The following is a 23,102-nucleotide window of genomic DNA, read 5'->3' on the forward strand; positions in this document are numbered from 1 at the left end:
GGGGGGGGGGGGGCGCGGCGCAGATTGAGCAAGCCACCCCCCCCACGTCAACGCCCGGCCGGGGGGGGGGGGGGCCCCCCGGGGGGCCCCCCCCCCCTCTCGACTGGCGGTGGCGGTGGGATTTGAACCCACGGAGGCTTGCACCTCACACGCTTTCGAGGCGTGCTCCTTCGGCCGCTCGGACACGCCACCGCCGGAGAGACTACAGGCCCCGCTTGGCGCGGAAGAAGGCGCGTAGGAGAGCCGCCGACTCCTCGGCCCGGACTCCCCCGGTCACCTCGGGCCGGTGGTTGAGCCGGCGGTCCCGGACGACGTCCCACAGCGACCCGGCCGCACCGGCCTTCGGGTCGTCGGCGCCGTAGACCACCCGGGCCACCCGGGCGAGCACGCTGGCGCCGGCGCACATCGTGCAGGGCTCCAGCGTGACCACCAGGGTCGCGCCGGTCAGCCGCCAGCCGTCGCCGTGCGCCCGCGCGGCCGCCCGCAGCGCCAGCACCTCGGCGTGCGCGGTGGGGTCGCCCACCTTCTCCCGCTCGTTGGCCGCCTCGGCCAGCACCGCCCCGTCCGGCCCGAGGACGACGGCACCGATCGGGGTGTCCCCCCACTCCTGCGCCGCCGCGGCCAGCTCCAGCGCGCGCAGCATCGCCGCCTCGATGGCGCCCGGCGCGGTCACGCGGCGACCCCGGAAGGGGTCCTGCCGACAGTCGTGGGGGGGGGGGGGGGGGGGGGGGGGGGGGGGGGGGGGGGGGGGGGGGGGGGGGGGGGGGGGGGCGGGGGGGGGGGGCCCGGCGGGGGGGCGGCGGCCCCCCCCCCCCCCCCGCCCCCCCCCCCCCCCCCCCCCCCCCCCCCCCCCCCCCCCCCCCCCCCCCCCCCCCCCCCCCCCCCCCCCCCCCCCCCCCCCCACGACTGTGCCGGGGGACCTCTCCGGTCACGGCGCGGCCACCTCGGCCAGCTGCTCGGCGAACCCGAGGCGTTCCGCGATCGCCAGCACCATCTCGTCGGCCCACAGCTCGTCGGAGGACAGCAGCGCCGCCAGCTCCTCGGCGGGCAGCCCGGCGTCGGCGAAGAGGTCCAGGTCGCCGCCGGGCCAGCCCTCCTCGTCCTCGTCGAAGGTCACGTCGTCGACCGGGATGCCGTAGCGCTCGACCGTCTCCGCGGCCAGCAGCCACTCCTGGAAGGTGGCGTCGGAGATCAGCGCCCGCACCATCCCGCCGGGGCCCGGCCGCAGCACGACGAAGTAGAGCCGGCTGTCCACGACCAGCACGTACGGGCCGGGCCAGCCGGCGGCGGCGGGCTCGGCGAGGGCCCGCTCGAGGACGGGCAGCTCGTCGGAGGCGTCGGCGGCCAGCAGCTCGCACCGCCAGCGGCCGTCGGTGCGGGACACCCGCACCGCGAAGCTCGGGCGCAGTCCGGCGCCGGCGTCCGGGAGGGTCGTCATAGCCTCTGATCATGGCTGATGCCCCCGCGAGCCCGGCCCCCGCGAGCCCGGCCCCCGCGAGCCCGGCGCCCGCGAGCCCGGGCCGGTTCCCCGTGCCGACCATGCCGGTGCCGCCGGTCTCGGTGGTCGGGCTCGGGCAGCTGGGTGGGTCGCTGGCCGCCGCCCTGGCCGCCGCGGGGCGGGCGGTCTCCGGCTGGGACGTCGACCCGGCGGCCCGCGCCGTCGCCGAGGAGCACGGCGTCCTCGTCACCCGGGAGCTCACCGGCGTCGTCGTCCTCGCCGTCCCGCTCCCGGTGCTGGGCACCGCGCTCGACGGGCTGCGGATCGATCCGGGCGCCACGGTCACCGACGTCGGCTCGGTGAAGGTGCCCGTCCTGGCCGAGCTGGGGGCGGCGCTCGGGGACCGCTTCGTCGGCGGCCACCCGATGTGCGGCACCGAGCGCTCCGGCCCGGACGCCGTCGACCCCGAGCTGTTCCGGGGCGCCCGCTGGGCGCTGTGCCTGGAGCCCGGCACCGACCTGCGCCGCTGGCTGCGGGTGGCCGAGCTGGCCCTCGCGGTGGGCGCGGAGGTGGTGCCGGTGACCGCGGCCGAGCACGACGACGCGGTCGCCGCGATCAGCGCCGTCCCGCACCTGCTGGCCGCCGCGCTCGCGGCCGCGGCCGGCGAGGCGGGACCGCTGGCGCTGTCGCTGGCCGCCGGCAGCTTCCGCGACGGCACCCGGGTCGCCGGCAGCGACCCGGCGTTCGTGACCGCGCTGGTCACCGGCAACGCCGGGCCGGCCGCCGCAGCGCTGGACCGGGTGCGGGCGCAGCTCGACCGGCCTGTGCCCGAGCTGGTCGCCGCCGGGCACGCCGTGCGGGCCGCGGCGGCGCCGGCGCGCCGTCCCGTGCGGGTGCCGCTGGAGCGCAGCGCCCTGCTGGCGCTGGGCCGGTCCGGGGGCGCGGTCACCCGACGCCTGGCCGCCTTCGTCGAGGGCTGGGCGCCGGAGCGGACCGAGGCGTGAGCACCCCGGCTGCGGGGCAAGTGGACCGGGACGAAGAGGACCGGGACACACGAGGAGAGGTAGAGATGGCCGACGAGCACCTGGACGACGAGCAGATCCACGACCGGATCTCCGCGCTGGCCGAGGAGGAGCGCCAGCTGCGCGAGTCCGGCGACCACACCCCGGAGCAGCGCGCCCGGCTCACCCAGATCGAGCAGGACCGCGACCAGCTGTGGGACCTGCAGCGCCAGCGGGACGCCAAGCGGCAGTACGACGAGAACCCGGACGAGGCCCAGCCGCGACCGGAGCCACAGGTGGAGAACTACCTGCAGTAGCGCTCGGCCGGCCGCCGGTGCTCCGCGCCCAGCAGGGCCAGCTGCCAGAGCAGCCGGGTCCGGGGGTCGGTCACCGCGCGGCCGGTGAGCTGCTCGATCCGGCGCAGCCGGTGCATGACCGTGTTCCGGTGGCAGTACAGCGCGTCGGCGGCGCGGGTCGGTGAGCCGTCGGCGGCCAGCACGGCGGCGAGGGTGCCCAGCAGCAGCTCGCACTCGTCCCGGGGCAGCTCCAGCACCCGGCCCAGGGTCTGCTCCACCAGCCGGGCGGCGATCTCCGGGGCGCTGATCAGCAGCGCCTCGGGCAGCCGCTCGTCGATCGGCACCACCTGGCGACTGCCGGCCGGCAGCGTCCGGGCGGCGGTGTCCGCCAGCCGCCAGGCGGCCGCGATCGTGGCCGCCCCCTCGACGACGGCGGAGAGCCCGACCGGCCCCTCGGTCAGCTCCGCCAGCCACTCCGCGACCTCCCCGGCGCCCCGGTTGCCCAGCGCGACCACCCCGACCTGGGCGCCGAAGCGCCAGCCCCAGACCGAGCGCACCCCCCGCTTGAGCAGCCGGGCCGCGGGGGCGGTCAGGGTGGGGCCACCGGCGTCGTCGGGGGGCGCGACCGCGCAGACCAGCCGGCCGTCCAGCGGCAGCGCCAGCAGTTCGGCGGCGGTGCGGACGAACACCGGGTCGCCGCCCCGGCCGCTGAGCAGCCCGTCGAGCACCTGCTGCCGCGCCTGGTCGTCGATGCCGGCCAGCCGTCGCTCCTCGCAGCGGTAGGCCTCGGCCAGCGCCGCGCACTGCAGGTCGTTGACGTGCCACACCGAGCCGGCGACCTCCAGCAGCAGGTCGCTGTCCCCCGGGGCGTCGGCGTCCTGCGCCGCCCGCCGCAGCTCCTCCCAGGTGACCTGACCGCCGAGCCGGTAGGCCCGCAGCACCGTCTCCAGCGGCATCCCCTGCACCGCCCGCCGGCGGCCCACCTCGCGCGCCGCGGCCAGCGCCGCGTGCCCACCGTCGTCCCCGCCGCAGACGAGGGTCCGCACGCCGCGCTCGAGGTTCGCCCGGATGGAGGCGTGCAGCTCGACCAGCACGGCCGGCGGCTGCGCGGCGTACGCGCTGTCGGTGCGCGTCAGGATGCCGACCATCCGGTCGGTCATCGCGTCGAGCCGGTCCAGCAGCGGCGGCGCGAGCTCGCCCAGCCGGGCGGCCACCTCGGGCCGGAAGGGCTGCACCGCCCACCTCCTCACCGTCACCTCGCCGTGACCTTGGACACAGCGCACAACCACGCCGGGTCATCACTGTGCTGGGCGCCCATTGTGACCCCTCTCACTCCACTCCAGGCTCGAAGAGGTCGGGACCCCCCGACGCGACCGGCCCAGCACGCCGGCGCCGACCCGAGGCAGAGGAGCCGTGGGCCCGTTGGCGGAGCCGAGAGCGACCGGCAGCACCGGAGTGCACCAGCGCCGGGGGCGGCGGCACGGGGACGCCCCGCCGTCCCGCCTGGAGCTGACCGGCACCACCGTCGCGTTCGGGGGCGTCACCGCGCTGTCCGACGTCTCCCTCGCCGTGGAGCCCGGCCAGGTGCACGGCCTGATCGGGCCGAACGGAGCCGGCAAGACGACGCTGTTCAACGTCGTCTGCGGGCTGGTCCGCCCCACGGCCGGGCAGATGACCTGGCGGGGCGAGCCGGTGCGCCGGCTGCGCCCCCACCAGCTGGCCGGTCTGGGCATCGCCCGCACCCTGCAGGGCGTCAACCTGTTCGCCGGGCTGACGGTGCTGGAGAACGTCATGGTCGGCGCGCACCGGCACGCCCGGGCCGGCTTCGCCGCCGCGCTGCTGGCCCTGCCCCGCTCCGACCGCGACGAGCGGGCGCTGCGGGCCCGGGCCACCGCCGCGCTGACCGACCTGGGCGCGGAGCGGTACGCCGGCGCGTACCCCGGCGGGCTGCCCTACCCGGTGCAGAAGCGGGTCGCGCTCGCCCGGGCCCTGGCCGGCGACCCCGACCTGCTGCTGCTCGACGAGCCCGCCAGCGGCCTGGGCGAGGACGAGATGCAGGAACTGGGCGCGCTGATCCGCAGCCTGTCCGGCCGGATGAGCGTGCTGCTGGTCGAGCACCACATGGACCTGGTGATGCGGGTCTGCGACCGCATCACCGTCCTGGACTCCGGCCGGCGGATCTCCGCCGGCACCCCCGCGGAGGTGCAGGCCGACCCGGCCGTCACCGAGGCCTACCTCGGGGACGACGTCCCGGCGCCGGGGGCGGCGGGGACGACCCGTGGTTGACCCGGCCGGCGGCGGCAGCACCGCGGTCGCGCCCCCGACCGGGCCGGGCCCGGCGCTGCTGGAGGTCAGCGAGCTCACCGCCGCCTACGGGCCGGTGCGGGCGCTGGACGGCGTCTCGCTGCGAGCGGGCACCGGGCAGGTCACCGCCGTCCTGGGCGCCAACGGCGCGGGGAAGACCACGCTGCTGCGCACCATCAGCGGGCTGGTCCGCTGCTCGTCGGGCCGGGTCACCCTCGGCGGCGAGGACATCACCACCGCCCCGGTCGAGGCGATGGTGCGCAAGGGCATGGCGCACGTGCCCGAGGGGCGCGGGGTGATCGCCGAGCTGACCGTCGAGGAGAACCTCCGGGTCGGCGCGCTGTTCCGCGGCAGGGTCGGCCGGGAGGAGTTCGACCGGGTCTACGACCTCTTCCCCCGGATCGCCGAACGCCGGGACAACCCGGCGCACACGCTGTCCGGGGGCGAGCGGCAGATGCTGGTCATCGGCCGGGCGCTGCTGGCCCAGCCCCGCCTGCTGCTGCTCGACGAGCCCTCGCTCGGCCTCGCCCCCCGGATCGTGGCGCAGATCTTCGAGCTGCTCCGCGGGCTGGTGGACGACGAGGGGCTGTCGGTGCTGCTGGTCGAGCAGAACGCGCGCAGCGCGCTGTCGGTCGCCGACCTCGGCGTCGTCCTCAACCTGGGCCGGGTGGTCGTCACCGACTCCGCCTCCGCACTGCTCGCCGACGAGCAGCTCCGACACGCCTACCTCGGCTTCTGAGCCCCTCCCCCGACCGCACCGTCCGCCCAGGAGGACACCACTGCCGTGCAGTACTTCGTGAACGTCACCCTCACCGGGCTGACCGAGGGCATGGTCTACGCCGCCTTCGCCCTGGCCCTGGTGCTGATCTGGCGGTCCACCCGGATCGTCAACTTCGCCCAGGGCTCGATGGCGGCCGCGACCACGTTCATCGCCCTGGCACTGGTGCAGGACGGGCAGTCCTACTGGGTCGCACTGGTCGTCGCGCTGGCCGCCGGCTTCCTGCTGGGCGCCGTCGTCGAGCGGGTGGTCATCCGGCCGGTCGAGGGCGGCCCGGAGCTGAACGCGGTGATCGTGACGCTGGGCCTGTTCGTGGCGATCCAGGCCGGGATCGCGATCGTCTTCGGCTCCTCGTTCCAGTCCTTCGGCACGCCGTTCGGGCTGCAGGGCTTCCGGATCGGCGACAACCGGATCGCGCTGACCCCCAACAGCGTCTTCGTGATCGTCGCGGTGCTGGTGACGATGGCCCTGCTGGTGGTGCTCTTCCGCTTCACCCGGATCGGGCTGGCCATGCGCGCCTCGGCCTTCGGCCAGGAGGTCGCCCGGCTGCTGGGCGTCCGGGTCGGCCGGATGCTCACCCTGGGCTGGGCGCTGGCCGCCGTCGTCGGCTCGCTCGCCGGGCTGCTGATCGCCGGCGGGGAGTTCGTCTACCCCGCCTACATGGACAGCCTGATCGTGTTCGGCTTCGTCGCCGCGGTGCTCGGCGGGCTGGACTCCCCGCTCGGCGCCGTCGTCGGCGGACTGGTCCTGGGCCTGGCGCTGAGCTACGTCAGCGGCTACGTGGAGCGCGGCAGCGCGCTGGTCAACGTCGCCGCGCTGGCCATCCTGATGGTGGTGCTGCTCGTCCGCCCCGGGGGCCTGTTCGCCAGCAGCGCGGCCCGGAGGGCGTGACGGGATGAGCGACCTGCACAGCTCCGCCGGGACCGTCGCCGGCGAGGCCACCGACGAGGCCCCCACGGCCGCGACCGCCGCGGCCGACGAGCCCACCCGCACCGGCCGCCGCAGCCTGCTGCCCGGCTCCACGCTGCTGCGCCACCTGCTCGTGCTGCTCGTCGCGGCCGTCGGCGCGGTGGTGCTGCTGGAGGTCACCGACCCGTTCACCAACTCCCAGCTGGCCACGCTGAGCTACTACGCGATCGCCGCCGGCGGGCTGACCGTGCTGACCGGGATGAACGGCCAGATCTCCCTCGGTCACGGGGCGCTGATGGCCGTGGGCGCCTACACCACCGCGCTGCTCCTCGCCGCCGACGAACCGCTGCCGCTCCCGGTGGTGCTGCTGGCCGCCGTCGTGACCGCCACCGTCGTGGGCGCGCTGGTCGGGGTGGCGGCCGCCCGGCTGCACGGCCCGTACCTGGCCGGCGCGACCCTCGCCCTGGCCGTGGGGCTCCCCGGGCTGGCCGTCTACTTCCACGGCACGCTCGGCGGGGAGCAGGGCCTGCGGGTGCGTGCACCCCGGGCACCGGAGTCCTTCGAGTCGTTCATCGGCGCCGTCTCGGGCAACGCGGCCAGCAACACCAAGTGGCTGGCCTACCTCGGCGCCATCTGCCTGCTGATCACCTACTTCCTGCTGGCCAACCTGGTGCGCAGCCGGATCGGGCGCACCTGGCGCGCGGTCCGCGACCAGGAGGTCGCCGCCGAGCTGGCCGGCATCCACCTCGGCGCCTGGCGGGTGCTCGCGTTCACCGTCAGCGCGGCCGCCGCCGGGCTGGCCGGCGGGGTGCTGGCCCTCGTCGTGCGGCTGGCCGCGCCCAGCGGCTTCACCCTGGTGCTCTCGCTGTCGCTGCTGACCGCGATCGTCATCGGCGGGCTGGGCAGCCTGCTCGGCGCGCTGCTCGGCTCGGCCCTGCTGGTGTTCCTGCCGCCCTTCGTCACCGACCTGGGCAGCGGCTGGGGCCTGAACGACACCGAGGCGGCCCAGCTTGCCCCGTTCGCCTACGGGGTGGTGCTCATCGTCGTGATGATCTTCGCGCCCGCCGGCGTCGTCGGCAGCATCCGCCGGCGCTGGCTCACCCACCGCGCCACGCGGTCGGCAGCCCGCCCGAGCGGGAGGTGAGGTCCACCCGGTTCCCCGCTCCCGGCCCCTCGTCCCCCACCGACTCCCGGGCAACGACGCCCGGGCCGCACCAGAGGAGCACCGTTGCCCAGATCCTCCCGACGTCTCGCCACGACCCTGACCGCAGCCGCCGCCGTCGCCACCCTCGCCGCATGCGGCGGGGGCAGCGACGACGGCGGCGGCTCCAGCAGTGGCGACAGCGGCGCCAACGAGGCCTCCGACACCGGCGTCACCGAGACCTCGATCAAGCTCGGCGCGCACTTCCCGCTGACCGGGGTGGCCGCGCCCGGCTACAGCGAGATCCCGACCGGCTCGCAGGCCTACTACGACTGCCTCAACGCCGAGGGCGGGGTGAACGGGCGGCAGGTCGAGTACGTCTACCGGGACGACGCCTACAACCCGACGAACACCAGCCAGGTGGTCCAGCAGCTGGTCCTGGAGGACGAGGTGTTCGCCATCGTCGGTGGCCTGGGCACCCCCACGCACAGCGCCGTCCTGGACTTCCTCAACAGCGAGGGCGTGCCGGACCTGTTCGTCTCATCGGGCTCGCTGCTGTGGGGCGAGGACCCCGAGGCCAACCCCTACACGTTCGGCTGGCAGACCGACTACATGAGCGAGGGGAAGGTCATCGGCCAGTACATCGCCGAGGAGTTCCCGGACGCGCGGGTCGGGCTGTTCCTGCAGGACGACGACTTCGGCGAGGACGGCGAGGCCGGCATCCGGGAGTACATCGACGACCAGATCGTGGCGGCCGAGCGGTACACGCCGGGCAACACCAACATCGGCCCGCAGATCGCCGCGCTGCAGGCGGCCGGGGCCGACTTCGTGGTCGGGTTCAACGTGCCCAGCTACACCGCGCTGTCCCAGCTCGCCGCCCTGCAGCTGGGCTACGACCCGCAGTGGTTCTACTCGAACGTCGGGTCCGACCCGACGCTGGTCGGCAGCCTGCTGGCCGACTTCTCCCAGGGCCAGGTGAGCGACGCCAGCCTGCTGGACGGCGCGCTCACCACCGACTACCTGCCGACGGTCGACGAACCGGACGACCCGTGGGTGCAGGAGTTCCAGCGGATCTGGGACGAGTGCGGCGGCGACGGCGAGCTGACCAACTACCGGATCTACGGCATGGCGCAGGCGTACACGACCGTGCAGGCCCTGCAGGCCGCCGGGCAGAACCCGACCCGGGACGGCCTGGTCGAGGCGATCGAGACCGCCGGCAGCGAGTGGGAGGGGCCCGTCCTGGCGCCCTTCCGCTACTCCGCGGACAGCCACCTGGGCACCAGCGGGATGTCGATCAGCCGGATCACCGGCGACACCACCGAGGAGGTGCAGCCGGTCATGATCACCGACATCGGCGACGCGGAGATCACCGAGTGGGACGGCGAGCAGGCGCCGCCGGCGGCCAACGGCATCCCGGACGAGGAGCCCGTCGGCTGAACGAGGGCCCAGCACCTCACCTTGGGCCGCCGGCTCCCCGGGGAGCCGGCGGCCGCCCAGCGGGAACTGCTGACCGCGCAGACCGACGGAGCTCTCGTCACTGCACGTAGTCGGCCGCCCGCTGGAGAGTGATCTTGTGCCACCCGCTCGCCCGTTTCGCTGGGTAGAGTTCCGGCCGACCCGAACCCGGCCGGCGCCGTCGACGCGCGCCGTGCTCCCCGCAGGGGGCCGACGACCTACGGAGAAGCCAGATGGGGCGCCACGCCCGCACGCGCGCCGGTTCCGGGCTACCCGCCCGCCCGGCCCTGCTCGCCGGGCTCGCCGCCCTGCTCGTCGTCGTGATCGGTGGCGGGCTGCTCGCCTGGGGCCTGTCCGGCTCCGGCGACTCGGCGTCCGCGGAGGGCTGCACCGACGGGCAGACCGTCCGCGTCGCCGTCGCCTCGGAGGTCGGGGACGTCGTCGAGCAGCTGCTGTCCGAGCCCCTGGAGCTGGCGGACGGCGGCTGCGCCGTCGCCGAGGTCACCGCCCGTGAGCCGCTGCAGACCCTGGCCGACCTGGGCTCCCTGGACGCCGAGCAGCTCCCGGACGTGTGGGTGCCGGACTCCTCGCTCTGGGCCGCCCGGGCCGGCGCCGACGCCGGCCTGGACCCGTCGGGGTCGCTGGCCACCTCCCCGCTGGTGCTGGCCACCAGCCGTGCGGCCGCCGAGGAGCTCGGCTGGATCGAGGACCCGCCCAGCTGGGGTGACGCGCTGCGCACCGACCGCGCCCTCGCCGTCCCCGACCTGACCGCCAGCGCCGAGGGGCTCTCCGTCCTGGCCGCCGTGCGCCAGTCCCTCGGTGGCGACGAGGAGGCGGACAACGCCGTCGTCTCGGCGGTGCTCGCGGCTGCCCGCGGCGAGGTGCCGACGGCCGGCGACGGGCTGACCGCCGGCCTGGCCGGCGGCGCCGACGCCCCACTGGTGCCGGCCAGCGAGCAGGAGGTGCTGGCCACCAACGCCGGCGCCGAGGACGCCGCGCTGGTCGCCGTCTACCCCACCGACGGCTCCCCCGCGCTGGACTACCCGGTGCTCCGGGTGACCGCCGCCCCCGGGGCCGAGCGCCCGGCCACCGACGCGGTGCTCCGCGCCCTCACCGCCGAGGCCGCCGACGAGGTGGTGCGCGAGGCCGGTTTCCGCGACCGCACCGGCGCCGCCCCGGCCGGGGCCGGCGCGGGGTCCGGCGTGCAGGAGGAGACGCCGGAGACGCTGGCCCTGGCCCCGGAGACGCTGCAGACGCTGCTCGGGCGGGTCTCCAGCCTCGCCACGCCGTCCCGGCTGCTGACCGTCGTCGACGTCTCCACCTCGATGAACGCCCCGGTCGGCGACGGCACCCGGGCCACCCTGGCCCGGGACGCCACGCTCAGCGCGCTCGGCCTGCTGCCGGACTCGCACTCCGGCGGCGTGTGGGCCTTCGCCTACCAGCTGGAGGGCCAGCGGGACTGGGAGGAGCTCGCCCCGCTGCGCACCCTCGGTGCCGAGGTCGACGGCCGCACGCACCGGCAGGTCGTCGCGGAGCAGCTGCGCACCATCCCCGACCGGCTGCGGCCCGGTGGCACCGGCCTCTACGACACGACGCTGGCCGCGGTGCGCGCCGCCCGGGACGCCTACGACCCCGGCTCGGTGAACTCCGTCGTGCTGATCACCGACGGGGACAACGACGACGACGCCGCCGGCCTGACCCGCGAGCAGCTGCTGAGCACGCTGCGCAGCGAGGACGACCCGGAGCGGCCGGTGAAGGTCATCGGCATCGCACTCGGCCCGGACGCCGACCTCGGGGCGCTGGAGGACATCGGCGAGGCCACCGGTGGCGCCGCCTACCAGGCGCTGGACCCCGAGGACCTGCAGTCGGTGCTCTTCGACGCCATCCGCCGCCGCGGCTGACGAACGCCCCCTCGCTTTCCGCGCCGAAAGCGGCGCCGCCGACCTCGCTTTCCGCGCCGAAAGCGGTCAGGGGCGGGTGAGCAGGGCGTCGAGGGCGGTGGTGACCTCGTCGACGGTCACCCGGGCCAGCGCTGGGTCGAGCTCGGTGCCCCACGGGTCGCCGGTGCCGTTCCCGTGCCAGAGCACGACGTGCTGCTCGCGGGGCGGCGGGCCCCACAGCGCCGGGGAGACCGGGCCGAACAGCACCACCGAGGGACGGCGGTAGGCGGTCGCCAGGTGGGCCACCCCCGTGTCGCCGCAGACCACCACCCGGGCGGCGGCGACCACGGCGGCCAGCTCCAGCGACGTCGTCCGGCCGGCCAGCACCGCGTCGTCCGGCAGCCCGGCGAGCTCGGCGACCCGCAGCGCGAGGTCGCGCTCGGCCGGCCCGCCGGTGACCACCACCCGCTCCCCCGCCGCGGCCAGGTGCCGGGCGACGGCGGCGAACCGCTCCGGGGGCCAGCGCCGGCCGGGGAACGCCGCGCCGGGGTGCACGACCGCCACGTCGCGCACCGGCGGGTCGACGTCGGGGACGGCGAGGTCGAGCGCGTCGGGGTCGCACCGCACGCCCAGCCCTTCCTCGACCAGCCGGCACCAGCGCCGCACCTCGTGCTCGTCGGCGTACCAGGTCGGGCCGGGCCAGCCGGGGCTGGCGAAGGTGAGCAACCGCTGCGGGCGCAGGTCGGCGACGACGACGTGCGAGGCGGGCCCCTTGCCGTGCAGGTCGACGGCGAGCTCCGGCGGCGGGCCGGTCCAGTCCAGCGGCTCGAGCTCGACGGCGGGCAGCACCTCGTCGACGGCGTCGATCAGCGCGGCCAGCGGCTCCAGGGCGCGCGTCGTCGCCAGCACCAGCCGGTGGTCGGGGACGGCGGCCCGGATCCCGCGGATCGCCGGCACCCCGGTGAGCAGGTCACCCAGCCCCAGCGGCCGCAGCACCACCGCCGTCGGCCGCCCCTCCCCATTCGCTTTCCGCGCCGAAAGCGAGGCATCCGAGGCCGCTTTCGGCGCGGAAAGCGAGGCCTCCGGGGCCGGCATCACACGCGGGAGCGCTCGACCAGGGAGGTGGTCGAGTGGCCGGGCAGGTACGGCAGCACGACGGCCTGGCCGCCCCACTTCCGCAGCACCGCGGCCTCGGGCAGGTCGGCGCCGGCGTAGTCCCCGCCCTTGGCCCACACGTCGGGACGCAGCTGCTCGAGCACGGCCGAGGGGGTGTCCTCGTCGAAGACGACGACGGCGTCGACGAACTCCAGCGCCTCCAGCACCCGGGCCCGGTCCTCGGCGGCGACCAGCGGCCGGGACGGGCCCTTGAGCCGGGACACCGAGGTGTCGGAGTTGATGCACACCACCAGGCAGTCGCCCAGCCCACGGGCGGCCCGCAGGGTGGCGACGTGCCCGGCGTGCAGCAGGTCGAAGCAGCCGCCGGTGGCGACGACGGTGCCCCCGGCCCGGCGCACCCGCTCGAGCAGGGTGGCGACGTCGGCGGCCGGGGTGAGCGGCTCGGGGGCGTCGGCGTCCCACGACGAGGCGCCACCGCGGGCGACGAAGGCCCCGGCGGTGGCGACCGCGGTGGTCACCGCCTCCCCGGTGACGGCGCCGCCGGCGAGCGCGACGGTGGCCGCGGCGGCGAAGGAGTCACCCGCGCCGCACGGGTCGCCCCCGGTGACCGGGGTGGCGGGCACGACCATCGGCGCGCCCTCGCCGTAGGAGAGCAGCGCACCGCGGGCACCGAGGGTCACCGCGACGGCGCCGACGCCCCAGTGCCGGATGAGCGCCTCTGCGCGAGCACCGACGGCGGCCAGCCCGTCGCCGGGCACGCCACCCCCGACCACCCGGGCGGCCTCCGCGCCGTTGGGGGTGACCAGCCGGGCGGTGGGCACCGGGTCGGCGCCGCGCGGGTGCGGGTCCCAGACGACCGGGCCGGAGGCGGCGGCCAGGGCGGTGCGCACGTCGGGCGCCGACGTCGTCCCCCGGCCGTAGTCGGCCACCAGGACGGCGGCGGCGTCGCGGATGACCGCGGCGGCCTCGGCCGGCAGCGGGCCGAGCGTCGCCGTCGGGGCGCCGCTGTCGATGCGCACGACGGAGTGGTCGCCGACCCGCACCCGCTGCTTGACGGCGGTGCCGCCGGTGGCCGGGACGGCGATCAGCCGCACCCGCCCGTCGAGCAGGGCGCGCAGCCGCTGCGCGCCCTCGTCGTCGGCGAGCGGCGCGACCAGCACCACCTCGCGGTTCCCGGCGAAGCGGGCGGCGAGCACGGCGGCCAGCGCCGCCCCGCCGGGGCGCTCGTGGGTCTGCACGTCCTCGACCACCGGCACCGGGGCGTCGGGGGTCAGCCGGGACGCCGTCCCGACCAGGTCCACGTCGAGCAGCGCGTCGCCGACGACGACGACCGGGCGGGCGTCGGGCTTCACCGGACCACCTCGACGTGGTTCTGCGTCGGGATCCGGCTCGGCTCGGCCAGCACCGCGGCGTCGAAAGCGGCGCACAGCAGGTGCAGGGCGACCAGGTGGCACTCCTGCACGGTGGCCGTCCACGGGGAGTCGATGGCGACGGTGTCGTCGGCGACGGCGGCCAGCGGGTTGGGCGCCGGCCCGGTCATCGCCAGCACGGTGATGCCGCACTCCTTGGCCCGGCGGGCGGCGGCCACCGCGTTGGGCGAGCGGCCCGAGGTGGACAGCAGCACCAGCACGTCACCGGAGCGACCGTGCGCCTCGACCTGGCGGGCGAACAGCTCGTCGGCCGGGTAGTCGTTGGCGATCGCGGTCAGCGACGACGTCTCGGCGGTCAGGCAGATGGCGGAGAACGGCGGCCGGTCGGCTCGGTAGCGGCCGACCAGCTCGGCGGTGAGGTGCTGGGCCTGCGCCGCGCTGCCACCGTTGCCGGCGGCGAGCAGCCGGCCGCGGGCCGAGGAGCACAGCACGTCGGCGAGCAGCTGACCCCAGCGGTTGAGCGTGTCGACCTGCGCGGTGAGGTCGCCCAGCGCCGAGGTGAGCGAGGCGACGTGGTCGTGCCCGGTGAGGTGGGTGCAGGTGTCGGGCGAGACGCCCTCGCGGTCGGTCAGCGGTGCCGAGGGGAACGGGGTGACGCTCATCGGGGTCCCTCCACGGGGGCTCATCGGGCGGCCTCCACCGGCGTGCGTGCGGCGAGGACCTGGCGGTACACGGCGTCGGTGTCGGCGACGACCCGGGACCAGCGGTAGCGGGTGCGGGCCCGGGTCACCCCGGCGGCGCCGAAGGCGGTGCGGCGGACGTCGTCGGCGAGCAGGCCGGCGAGCGCCTCGCCCAGGGCGGCGGGGTCGCGCGGCGGGACGAGCAGGCCGGTGCGGCCGTCGACCACGGTGTCGACCAGCCCACCGACGGCGGTGGCGACCACGGGGCGCCCGCAGGCCATCGCCTCCAGCGGGGTGATGCCGAAGGGCTCGTACCAGGGGACGGCGAGCACCACGTCGGCCGAGCGCACCCAGGCGGGGACGTCGGTGCGGGCGACGGCGCCGGTGAACACCAGCCGGTCGGCGACCCCGAGGGACGCGGCGACGGCGCGCAGCCGGGTGACCTCGGGGTCGGTGTCCAGCTCGGCGGTGTCGGGCCCGCCGACGACGACCAGCTCGGCGTCGGGCACGTGCACCAGCGCCCGGACGGCGTCCTCCTGCCCCTTGCGCTCGACCAACCGGCCGAGCACCAGCAGGCGCCGACGGCCCGAGCGCGGCGCGACCGGCCCGTCGGGGGTGAAGACGCCGGTGTCGACCCCGCACGGGACGACCGAGACCCGGTCGCCGGGCAGGCCCAGGCGGCGCAGCTCGAAGACCTCGTCGGTGCAGGTGGCGACGACGTGGCTGACGTCGGCGCACAGCCCGCGCTCGAGGTCGATGCGCTGCTCGGGCGAGGTGTCGGCGTCGCCCTGGTGCCGGCGCTTGACCGAGCCGAGGGCGTGGAACGTCTGCAGCACCGGGATGCCCAGCGGCGCGGCCGCCTGCACCGAGGCCAGCCCGCTCATCCAGAAGTGGGCGTGCACCAGGTCGGGCCGGTCGGCGGCCCACTCGGCGGCGAGCACCTGCGCGAAGGTGCCCATGTGCTGCAGCAGGTCGTCCTTCGGGACGGCGCGCGGCGGGCCGGCGGTCACGTGGGCGACGGTGTAGCCGTCGGCGGTGACCACCCGGTCGGGCAGGCCGGCGTCGTCGCGGCGGGTGTGCACGGTGACCTCGTGGCCGCGCATGGCCAGGCCCGCGGCCAGCGCCGCGACGTGCACGTTCTGCCCGCCGGCGTCGACGCCGCCGATGGCGGCGAGCGGCGAGGCGTGTTCGCTCACCAGGTCGATCTTCATCGGGTCACCTCTCCCAGCAGGGCATCCCAGTCACGCAGGAAGCGCTCGAGCCCGTAGCGGTCCAGTGCGGCGGCGCGGGCGGCCTTGCCGGCCAGCCGGGCGGCGTCCGGCTCGGAGACGAAGTGCCGCAGCGCGGCGGCGAGCTTCTCCGGCCGGGTGGAGAGCACGCCGGCCTCGGCCGGCACCGCCTCCACCGCCTCGGTGGTGGCCAGCCCGACGACCGGCAGGCCCAGGTGCATCGCCTCCAGCAGCGACAGGCCCAGCGACGTCCAGCGCACCGGGTGCAGGTACACCCGGCGGCGGGCGAGCTCGGCGTGCATCGCGGCCTGCGGGGGGTCGTCGTGCAGGCCGACCCGCTGGGGGTCCAGGCCGTAGCGCTCGTGCAGCCCGGTCAGCCCCATGCCGAAGACGTCCAGCGGGGCGGCCTCGGCGAACAGCGGCAGCAGGTCCCCGCCGGTGTACCGGCCCCGGCGCACCGGCTCGTTGACCACGACGCCGGCCCGGGCGAGCTCGCCGGTGTAGCGCTCGCCGGGGTCGACGATGCCGTGCTCGATGACCACGGTGGGCGCCGAGCCGTTGTCGTAGAACAGCTGGTTGAAGTGCGTGACGTGCGCGATCGGGATCGCCGACTGGTCGGCCATCGGGTGCCGGGTGTTCGGCACCGCGCCCGAGCCGGTGTCCGGGCCCGGCGCGTTGTGCTCCAGGAACACCGCGGGCAGGTCGCGGCCCGGCTCGCGGCCCAGCCACTCGCGGACCAGCTCCAGGTCGCGGGGGCGCTGCAGCACGACGACGTCGGGCTGCTCGTCGCGCAGCTGCGCCGGCGTCACCTCGCGGGCTGACGCCGGCCAGTCCCAGGTGCGGGCCCGGCCCAGCCCGTCGGGGCTGCGACTCCCGTCGGGGCCCGTCACGACGGGCAGCAGGTAGTCGTGCGTGCCCTGGACGAACGCCGTCGTCCAGGAGCCGTGCACGTGCCAGAGCAGGACCTTCATGCGGCGACCAGCTTCTCGACGGCGGCGACGACGTCGCCGGCGGTGACGGAGGTGAGGCAGGGGTGCCCCGGCACCGGGCACTCGCGGGCGCGGGTGCCGCGGCAGGGGGCGGACTGGTCGCCGAGCAGCACGGTGGGGACGCCGTAGGGCGCCCACCGCACGGCCGGGACGACCGGGGAGAACAGCGAGACGACGGGGGTGCCGACCGCGGCGGCCAGGTGCGCCGGGCCGGTGTTGCCGACGACGACGGCGGCCGCCCCGTCGAGCAGCGCGGCCATCTCGGCGAGGGTGGTCGCCCCGCCCAGGTCGGTGCCGCGGGCGCCGGCGACGGCCGCGGTGAGCGCGCGTTCGTCCGGCCCCCCGGTGACCAGCACCCGCCGGCCGGCGGCGGTCAGGGCCTCGACCGCCTCCGCGCAGCGCTGCGCCGGCCAGGCGCGGGCGGGCACGGAGGCACCGGGGTGCAGGACGACGTAGCCGGGCTCGTGGTCGATCGCCGGCAGCGGCCGGCGGACGGCGAGCCGCCCGTCGTCGCCGTCGGGCAGCTCGAACCCGGCGGCGCGGGCCAGCGAGAGGGCGCGCTCGGGCTCGGGCAGGTCGTCGTCGACCCGGTGCCGGACGTCGAGCAGCGAGCCGGGGTAGTCGACGCTGATCGCGGAGACCCGCTGCACCCCGGCGGTGCGCAGCACCAGCGCCAGCGGCAGCGGTGACTGGTGGAAGGAGGTGGAGACGACCGCCTCGGTGACCCCGGCCGCGCGGACCCGGTCGGCGAGCGCGGCCAGGTCGGCGGCGTCGACCGGCTGCGGGTTCCCGTCGATCCACGGGCAGTGCCAGGTGAGCACCTCGTCGACGCCGGGCAGCAGCCCGGCGGCGGCGGTGGCCTGCGGGCTGGCCAGGAACACCACCCGGTCGGCGCCGTGGGCGACCGCGCGGACCAGCGGCCCCTGCAGCAGCACGTCGCCGGCGTTGTCCAGCCGCGCGACCAGGACCGTCCGACTCGCTTTCGGCGCCGAAAGCGGAGAAGCCTGGCGCGCTTTCGGCACCGAAAGCGAGGAGGGGGGCGTCACCAGGCGCCGGCCAGGACGTCGTCGACCGCCTCGGGAAGCGTCGGCGCGCGGTGCGCGGCGGCGGTGACCTCTTCGGGACGGGTGACCGGCGTGGGCACCAGGATGCCGTGCGCCCCGGCAGCCGCGGCGGCCTGCACGTCGGCGGCGATGTCGCCGATCAGCACGCAGCGCGCCGGGTCGACGTCCAGCTCGGCGCAGGCGGCCTTCACCATGCCGGGGGCTGGCTTGCGGCAGCCGCAGCCGTCCTCGGGCGCGTGCGGGCAGACCTGCACGGTGTCGAAGGGGCCCAGCAGCTCGGCGACCCGGGCGTTGACGGCGTCGGCCTGGGCGCGGGTGATCAGCCCCCGGCCGACGCCGGACTGGTTGGTCACCAGGCCGATCCGCACGCCCCGGGCGCGGAGCGCGTCCAGCGCCTCGCGCGCGCCGTCGACCGGGCGGACCAGCGCCGGGTCGCCGTTGTAGGGGACGTCGTGCACGAGCGTGCCGTCGCGGTCGAAGAGCACCACGTCGGGCAGCCCGCGCCAGGGGGTGACGGCGAGGTGCTGCACGGCGCCGCGGAGGAAGTGCCAGGTGGCCAGCGGCGGGATGACCGCGCTGGTCAGCGCCATGGTGACCACCTCGTCGCGGCTGCGCGGGCCCGGCGCGATGCGGGCCCAGGCGAACTCCGCCGTTCCGGCGGCCCAGCCCAGCGCGGCGAGCGCGGCGGCCTTCGGCCTGCCGGCCAGGGCGAGCCCGACCGCGCCGAGGGCAGCGGCGGTGACGGCGAGGTGGCGGGGGCGGCGGCCGACGGCGGCGTCGGCGCGCTCGCGCCAGGTCGGGCCGTGCAGGCGGCGCATGAGGACGTCGTCGGCGTTGCCGGCCTGCACCCGGGCGCTGACCCAGCGGTCGACCGGGCGCACCGGGTGGGTGATCCACCGCTCGCCGCGGGTGAGCCGCGCGCCGGTGTCCATCACCCGCAGCGCCAGGTCGGAGTCCTCCCGGAAGGCGCGGGGGAAGCGCTCGTCGAACCCGCCGACGGCGGCCAGCGCGGCGCGGCGGTAGGCGAGGTCGGCGGTGATCCAGCTGCTGGTGGCCAGGCCCGCGGTGCCGCGCTCCCAGTCGGTGGGGCGCCGATTCTCGGGGAGCGGCACCCGCACGCGGCCCTGGGTGCCGGCGACGTCGGCCGGCAGCGCGGCCAGGTCGGCGGCCAGCTTCTCGTACCAGTCGAAATCGGGGACGACGTCGTCGTCGAGGTAGGCGATCCACTCGGTGCGGGCGACCCGCCAGCCGAGGTTGCGGGCGCGGGCGGGGCCGCCACCACCGGTGCGCACCACCCGGACCGGGGGCAGACCGTCGCGGCCGGGCTGCAGCGGGGCCCCGGTGGGCCGGTCGTCGACCAGCACGAGCTCCGCCGGGCGCGGGCCGGTGGCGCCGGCGAGCGCGTCGAGCAGGACGTCGAGGGACGGTCGGCCGATCGTCGGCACGACCAGCGTGCAGTTGGCCAGGGCACCCGTCATGCCCGCGTCCCTGCCCCCCAAGATCGCGGCCGAAACACTACGGCCTTGAAGTGTTCGGTCCGGTCGTCGGCCTCAGCCCATCGGGCGACCCCTCCGGGTTGGACAGTCCTCCGCCACCTCACGTTCGATGTGGCGAGGACAGTTGAGTCGGAGCCCGGCCCCGCCACACCTGCGGTGAGCACCGCTCACGAGTGCCGAGCGCGCCCATGCGACTCACGTGTAGAACTTGAACGATCCCTGGTACGCATCGATCGCCCACGGGATGTCCGACTGGCCGGTGGGGACGAGCCAGTAGCTCATCGTCTTGTTGACGGGGACGGTCTTGGGCGCGCCGTCGAGGGTTGCGCGGATCTCCGCCGAGACCTGGAACCTGAGGTTCAGCCGAGCCTCGCCATCCGGGCCGTTGTTGTCCGAGTCAAGGTGTGCGGGTCCCCACCGCTTAGCACCGACCAGTGTCGGAGTGTCGCTGAACTCCCAGCCCTCGCCATTGATGGCGTAGAACGTGAGGGCGTTGACCGAGCTCTGCCGCTCCTCATCGCCGCCGAGCGCCGCTGCGACGCTCTGATCCCAGGCCGTCTGCATTCTGGGCGTCATGTACGGCTTCACGAGAGCGAAGTCAGTGACGTTCAGGGCCGCCTCCCCGTCCTTCGGGACGAGCAACGAGTTGATGAACGACGACTCATCGAGAGTGAAGGTGACGAGCTCGCAGTACGCCACCATCACCATGTCTGCACCGAACTGGTCGGCGACCGGGCCATGGGCGGGAGCCTGGCCGCGGCAGTAGTCGGCCGCGCTGTTCGCGGCGCCACCGATGGGGATGCTCGGCGCGTCGATGGTGGCATTCGCAGGAGATGCGGAGGGTGAGGAAGCCGCCGCTTGCGCAGTGGAGGCTGCTGTAGGGCTCGCCGACTCCGTGGCGCTCGTGACCGACGCCGCCTGGGGGTCACCACCTCCGCAGGCGGCCAGGCCAACGAGCATGCCGACTGCCAGGGCCGCGACTCCGATTCGACGGACGCCCATCCACTCCACCTCTCCCTGCTGACGGATCGATCGATCCGGCCGGTGGAACGTAGCCACGGACCTGCGGGGGCCAGAGGGCGTTCCCCCGAACGAGCGACACATCCATGCGCCGGAAAGGGTGCTACCAGCCGCCGGACAGCACAGGCCCACCCCGCTGGGGTTCCACCCGCGGCCGATCACCGCAGGCATCCAGCGCAACCGGCCGTGGGTGGACGACAGACCCGGAACGTCTTTCAGTCGTCCTCGTGGGGTGGCCCGTTGCGCTCGTCGAAACCGCCAGCCTCGACGGCGGCCTCAACTGCCGCGATCGGCGCGGTCCGGATGTCGAGTCCGGTGCCGTCCTTCGTGTTGAACAACGACGTGATGTTCAGCGCCAACGAATAGCTACCGATGCGCACGCGGCCGTTCTCGAACACGGTGATCGAAAGGTCAGGAGTGATCCGGAAACGCTGGTGCCGTACCCCCAGCCGCTGCCCGGGCGTGGAACTGACCGTCACCGGGCTGGTGTAGTCGAACTCGTTTGTGTCGGTCTGATCGGCAGCCATGCCGTGTGCCTGCTTCCGCTGGTCCGGTACGTGGGCCAACCATGGGGCGGTGGAGCAGCTGCGGCAACCGGTCCCGCTGACGGTCTGTTCGCTGCCGGCGACGATCCGCGGCACGCTGGGTGCGCCTGGCCCCCGTTACGCCGTCACATGCGATCCCGTCGCCAACCAGTGACGGTCGGGACGCGTGCGGCGCTTGGTGAGCGGCCCGAGACCTGCACACCGGACGGTGACGAGCCGGCCCTTCGGGGCCGGCGACGTCGGCCCGGCGCTCAGCGGGGGCGGCGGGCTGCGGCGGAGACCCGGGCCAGCGCGTCGGTGACCACGCCGGCGTCGTCCCCGAGCAGGGTCAGCAGGTGGGCGACCAGGTCGTCGTGCGTCCGGCCCGCGGCGCGCACCCGCTCCCGGCCGACGTCGGTGAGCCGGGCGTGCAGCAGCCGCCGGTCGCCGCCGACCCGCTCCCGGGTGACCAGCCCCTCGGCGACCAGCCGACTCACCGTGCTGGTGATGCCCGGACGGGAGAGCCCGACCGCCTCGGCCAGCTCCCCCATCGACGCGCTCTCCCCCGGCGACTCCGCGATCCGGCGCAGCACCTCGAACCCGGTGAGCGAGACGCCGTGCTGCCGATGCAGGGCGGAGTCGACCCGGCGGGTGACCCGGTCGTGCACCTGCACGATCCGCAGCCAGGTCTCGGTGGCGGTGGGCCCGGCAGCCGCGAGCCCACTGACGTCCCGTGGCACGCCCCGGGCGGGGGCACCGTCGGGTCGGGGGTCGGCGTGCTGCTCCATGTCGGGTCAGATCCTCCGTGGGCCGGTGGGGGCTGGGGCGGTGGTGCGCTCAGCGCGCGGGGTGGTCGGTACTGCGGGAGCGGCGGCGGGCCACGGCACCGAGGGTGCCCGCAGTGACCAGCAGGGCGATGCCGGCGGCGAGCACCGGCGGGGAGCCGGCGTCCTCGGCGACCGACTGGCTGCGGGCCGCGACCTGGAGGTCCAGGCCGGCGACGGCCGTCGAATCGTTCCCGACCAGCTCGACGCTGGCGGCGCCGAGGGCGGCCTCGCTCGGGATCTGGACCACCGCCTCCACCCGGCCACCGGGGCCGGCGCTGACGGTGGCCAGCGGCGCCTCGACGCCGCTCATGAAAACCGTGACCGTCTCCTCGGGGGCGAACCCGGTGGCCCGCACGGTGACCGTGCTCCCCGCGGCCACGGAGACGGCCGAGCCGCCGCCGGTCTCCGGCGCGGACGACGGCGGCGCGGAGGTCCCCGGGGCGGGCGCCGACGGCGGCGTGGGCTGCGCCGGAGGCGGCGCCGGCACCTCGTTCTCCGGGACCGGCGAGGGCACCGGGGCGGACGGTGCGGGCACGGGCGCGGACGGCACGGGTGCCGCCGAGGACGACGGCCCGGCCGGGGTCGACGGCGTCGCCGACGGCTCGGGCGCCTCCGAGGACGCCGGGGCCGACGAGGACGGGATCGAGGACGACGAGGACGGGACCGAGGACGACGAGGACGGGACCGAGGACGACGACGGGGCCGAGGACGACGACGGGGCCGTCGCGGACGGCTCGGGCGCCGCCGAGGACGGCGGCACCGGCTCGACCGGCTCGACCGGCTCGACCGGCGGTGCGCTGATCGCGGCGCAGTCCTCGGCGCTGGGCCGGGTGTAGGTGCCCAGCTCCACCGGGGTCTCGGCGGCGCCGTCGGGGTTGGTCACCGTCACCGAGACGTCGACGGTGACGCCCCAGTCGACGTCGGAGCTGGTGAGCTCGGCCTCCGCGCCGGCCGGCAGGTCGGCGGCGGCCTGTTCGGCGGCGCCGTCGAACACCAGCGCGACCCGGTGCGGCTCGGAGCCGTTGGTGACCACCACCCGGACGACCGCCGGTCCGCAGCTGGGCCCGTGGGTGACCTGGACGTCGGGTCGGCGGGGGTCCTCGATCGCGGCGGCCGTCGGCGCGAGCACGACACCGGACACGAGGGCAGCGCCCACGACCAGCGTCAGCGTCCCGGCCGGGCGCAGCGCACCCTGCCCGGACGGTGTCGTCGTCGGCACTGCTGACCCCCGTTCCCGCACACCCGGCGGACGGCTTACCCGTGGCATCCCCGCTGCTCTGCCCACCAGGTGCCCCGATCATGTCCGCACCGGCCGTTCCGTCGCCCGTTCGTCACACGGGCCACTCCCGTGTCACCGGCGTGTCGGCATCGCCGCGCCGCCCGGCGCGGGTCTCCGAGAGCCCGGTCACATCGCTCACTACGGTGGCCGAGGTGAACTCAGCGGCGGGCACCGGACGTCAGCGGCAGGACACCGTCTACCGGGCGGGCGTCTACGGCCGGCACCCCCGGGTGCCCACCGTCTATCGGGCGCTGGCCGAACGGGCCCGGCGGCGGCTGGACCCCCGCGCCTCCGCCTACGTGGCCG

At 76.2% G+C, this 23,102-nt stretch carries 22 protein-coding genes and 1 tRNA gene; 8 read left to right on the forward strand and 15 right to left on the reverse strand.

Annotation, left to right across the window (positions count from 1 at the left end):
• Positions 1-104: 104 nt before the first annotated feature.
• From ACI79A_RS19030 to ACI79A_RS19040, 3 genes are all read right to left on the reverse strand, one after another.
• Positions 105-192, reverse strand: a tRNA-Ser gene (locus ACI79A_RS19030).
• 10 nt (positions 193-202) lie between these two features.
• Complete coding sequence (locus ACI79A_RS19035; protein WP_457085325.1) at positions 203-673, reverse strand: nucleoside deaminase; 471 nt, start codon at positions 671-673, stop codon at positions 203-205.
• Between the two features lie 255 nt (positions 674-928).
• A complete protein-coding gene (locus ACI79A_RS19040) occupies positions 929-1,438 on the reverse strand; it encodes a tRNA adenosine deaminase-associated protein (RefSeq protein ID WP_457085326.1) in 510 nt (169 codons plus the stop codon).
• Positions 1,439-1,449: 11 nt separating this feature from the next.
• On the opposite strand from ACI79A_RS19040, the gene ACI79A_RS19045 reads away from it, so the two are divergent.
• Together ACI79A_RS19045 and ACI79A_RS19050 are read left to right on the forward strand one after the other, a co-directional pair.
• Positions 1,450-2,442, forward strand: a complete 993-nt coding sequence (locus tag ACI79A_RS19045; protein ID WP_457085327.1) for a prephenate dehydrogenase — start codon at positions 1,450-1,452, stop codon at positions 2,440-2,442.
• Positions 2,443-2,507: 65 nt separating this feature from the next.
• The gene (locus ACI79A_RS19050; protein WP_457085328.1) at positions 2,508-2,756 is read left to right on the forward strand and encodes a DUF2630 family protein; all 249 of its coding nucleotides are present in this window, start codon (positions 2,508-2,510) and stop codon (positions 2,754-2,756) included.
• Here ACI79A_RS19050 and ACI79A_RS19055 read toward each other — a convergent pair.
• Positions 2,744-3,970, reverse strand: coding sequence for a PucR family transcriptional regulator (locus tag ACI79A_RS19055; RefSeq protein WP_457085329.1), 1,227 nt, complete (start codon positions 3,968-3,970; stop codon positions 2,744-2,746). The two genes, ACI79A_RS19050 and ACI79A_RS19055, sit on opposite strands and share 13 nt — an antisense overlap.
• Positions 3,971-4,148: 178 nt before the next feature.
• On the opposite strand from ACI79A_RS19055, the gene ACI79A_RS19060 reads away from it, so the two are divergent.
• From ACI79A_RS19060 to ACI79A_RS19085, 6 genes are all read left to right on the forward strand, one after another.
• Positions 4,149-5,021: an ABC transporter ATP-binding protein gene (locus ACI79A_RS19060; protein ID WP_457085330.1), complete on the forward strand. Its 873-nt coding sequence runs from the start codon at positions 4,149-4,151 to the stop codon at positions 5,019-5,021.
• Entirely contained in the window at positions 5,014-5,778 is a 765-nt protein-coding gene (locus tag ACI79A_RS19065; protein WP_457085331.1) for an ABC transporter ATP-binding protein, read from the forward strand. Before ACI79A_RS19060 ends, ACI79A_RS19065 begins: the two co-directional genes overlap by 8 nt.
• A gap of 45 nt (positions 5,779-5,823) precedes the next feature.
• Positions 5,824-6,708: a branched-chain amino acid ABC transporter permease gene (locus tag ACI79A_RS19070; RefSeq protein ID WP_457085332.1), complete on the forward strand. Its 885-nt coding sequence runs from the start codon at positions 5,824-5,826 to the stop codon at positions 6,706-6,708.
• Positions 6,709-6,712: 4 nt separating this feature from the next.
• Complete coding sequence (locus ACI79A_RS19075; RefSeq protein WP_457085333.1) at positions 6,713-7,870, forward strand: branched-chain amino acid ABC transporter permease; 1,158 nt, start codon at positions 6,713-6,715, stop codon at positions 7,868-7,870.
• An 84-nt stretch (positions 7,871-7,954) separates the two neighbouring features.
• Complete coding sequence (locus ACI79A_RS19080; RefSeq protein WP_457085334.1) at positions 7,955-9,304, forward strand: ABC transporter substrate-binding protein; 1,350 nt, start codon at positions 7,955-7,957, stop codon at positions 9,302-9,304.
• 251 nt (positions 9,305-9,555) lie between these two features.
• Positions 9,556-11,223, forward strand: a complete 1,668-nt coding sequence (locus tag ACI79A_RS19085) for a VWA domain-containing protein (RefSeq protein ID WP_457085335.1) — start codon at positions 9,556-9,558, stop codon at positions 11,221-11,223.
• A gap of 66 nt (positions 11,224-11,289) precedes the next feature.
• On the opposite strand, the gene ACI79A_RS19090 is transcribed toward ACI79A_RS19085, so the two are convergent.
• The 11 genes from ACI79A_RS19090 to ACI79A_RS19140 all read right to left on the reverse strand — a co-directional run bounded on the left by ACI79A_RS19090 (position 11,290) and on the right by ACI79A_RS19140 (position 22,736).
• Complete coding sequence (locus ACI79A_RS19090; protein ID WP_457085336.1) at positions 11,290-12,198, reverse strand: glycosyltransferase family 9 protein; 909 nt, start codon at positions 12,196-12,198, stop codon at positions 11,290-11,292.
• Between the two features lie 98 nt (positions 12,199-12,296).
• Positions 12,297-13,670: a D-glycero-beta-D-manno-heptose 1-phosphate adenylyltransferase gene (gene rfaE2 / locus ACI79A_RS19095; protein WP_457085337.1), complete on the reverse strand. Its 1,374-nt coding sequence runs from the start codon at positions 13,668-13,670 to the stop codon at positions 12,297-12,299.
• On the reverse strand, positions 13,667-14,350 hold the full coding sequence (locus tag ACI79A_RS19100) for a D-sedoheptulose-7-phosphate isomerase (protein WP_457085338.1): 684 nt from the start codon (positions 14,348-14,350) through the stop codon (positions 13,667-13,669). Before ACI79A_RS19100 ends, rfaE2 begins: the two co-directional genes overlap by 4 nt.
• 20 nt (positions 14,351-14,370) lie before the next feature.
• Positions 14,371-15,579, reverse strand: a complete 1,209-nt coding sequence (locus tag ACI79A_RS19105) for a glycosyltransferase (RefSeq protein ID WP_457085339.1) — start codon at positions 15,577-15,579, stop codon at positions 14,371-14,373.
• Positions 15,576-16,568, reverse strand: a complete 993-nt coding sequence (locus tag ACI79A_RS19110) for a glycosyltransferase (RefSeq protein WP_457085340.1) — start codon at positions 16,566-16,568, stop codon at positions 15,576-15,578. Before ACI79A_RS19110 ends, ACI79A_RS19105 begins: the two co-directional genes overlap by 4 nt.
• Positions 16,565-17,521 (reverse strand): glycosyltransferase family 9 protein, encoded by a 957-nt coding sequence (locus ACI79A_RS19115; RefSeq protein ID WP_457085341.1) that lies wholly within the window; start codon positions 17,519-17,521, stop codon positions 16,565-16,567. Before ACI79A_RS19115 ends, ACI79A_RS19110 begins: the two co-directional genes overlap by 4 nt.
• A 107-nt stretch (positions 17,522-17,628) precedes the next feature.
• Positions 17,629-19,128 carry an HAD-IIIA family hydrolase gene (locus ACI79A_RS19120; protein WP_457085342.1) on the reverse strand — a complete coding sequence of 500 codons (1,500 nt, stop codon included), beginning with the start codon at positions 19,126-19,128 and terminating at the stop codon, positions 17,629-17,631.
• Positions 19,129-19,341: 213 nt separating this feature from the next.
• Entirely contained in the window at positions 19,342-20,148 is an 807-nt protein-coding gene (locus tag ACI79A_RS19125; protein WP_457085343.1) for a hypothetical protein, read from the reverse strand.
• Positions 20,149-20,381: 233 nt separating this feature from the next.
• Positions 20,382-20,693: a hypothetical protein gene (locus tag ACI79A_RS19130; protein ID WP_457085344.1), complete on the reverse strand. Its 312-nt coding sequence runs from the start codon at positions 20,691-20,693 to the stop codon at positions 20,382-20,384.
• A 269-nt stretch (positions 20,694-20,962) separates the two neighbouring features.
• Complete coding sequence (locus tag ACI79A_RS19135; protein ID WP_457085345.1) at positions 20,963-21,478, reverse strand: MarR family winged helix-turn-helix transcriptional regulator; 516 nt, start codon at positions 21,476-21,478, stop codon at positions 20,963-20,965.
• A gap of 49 nt (positions 21,479-21,527) precedes the next feature.
• Positions 21,528-22,736, reverse strand: a complete 1,209-nt coding sequence (locus tag ACI79A_RS19140) for a hypothetical protein (RefSeq protein WP_457085346.1) — start codon at positions 22,734-22,736, stop codon at positions 21,528-21,530.
• Between the last annotated feature and the right edge of the window lie 366 nt (positions 22,737-23,102).

It is taken from the genome of Modestobacter sp. SYSU DS0657, assembly GCF_054050925.1.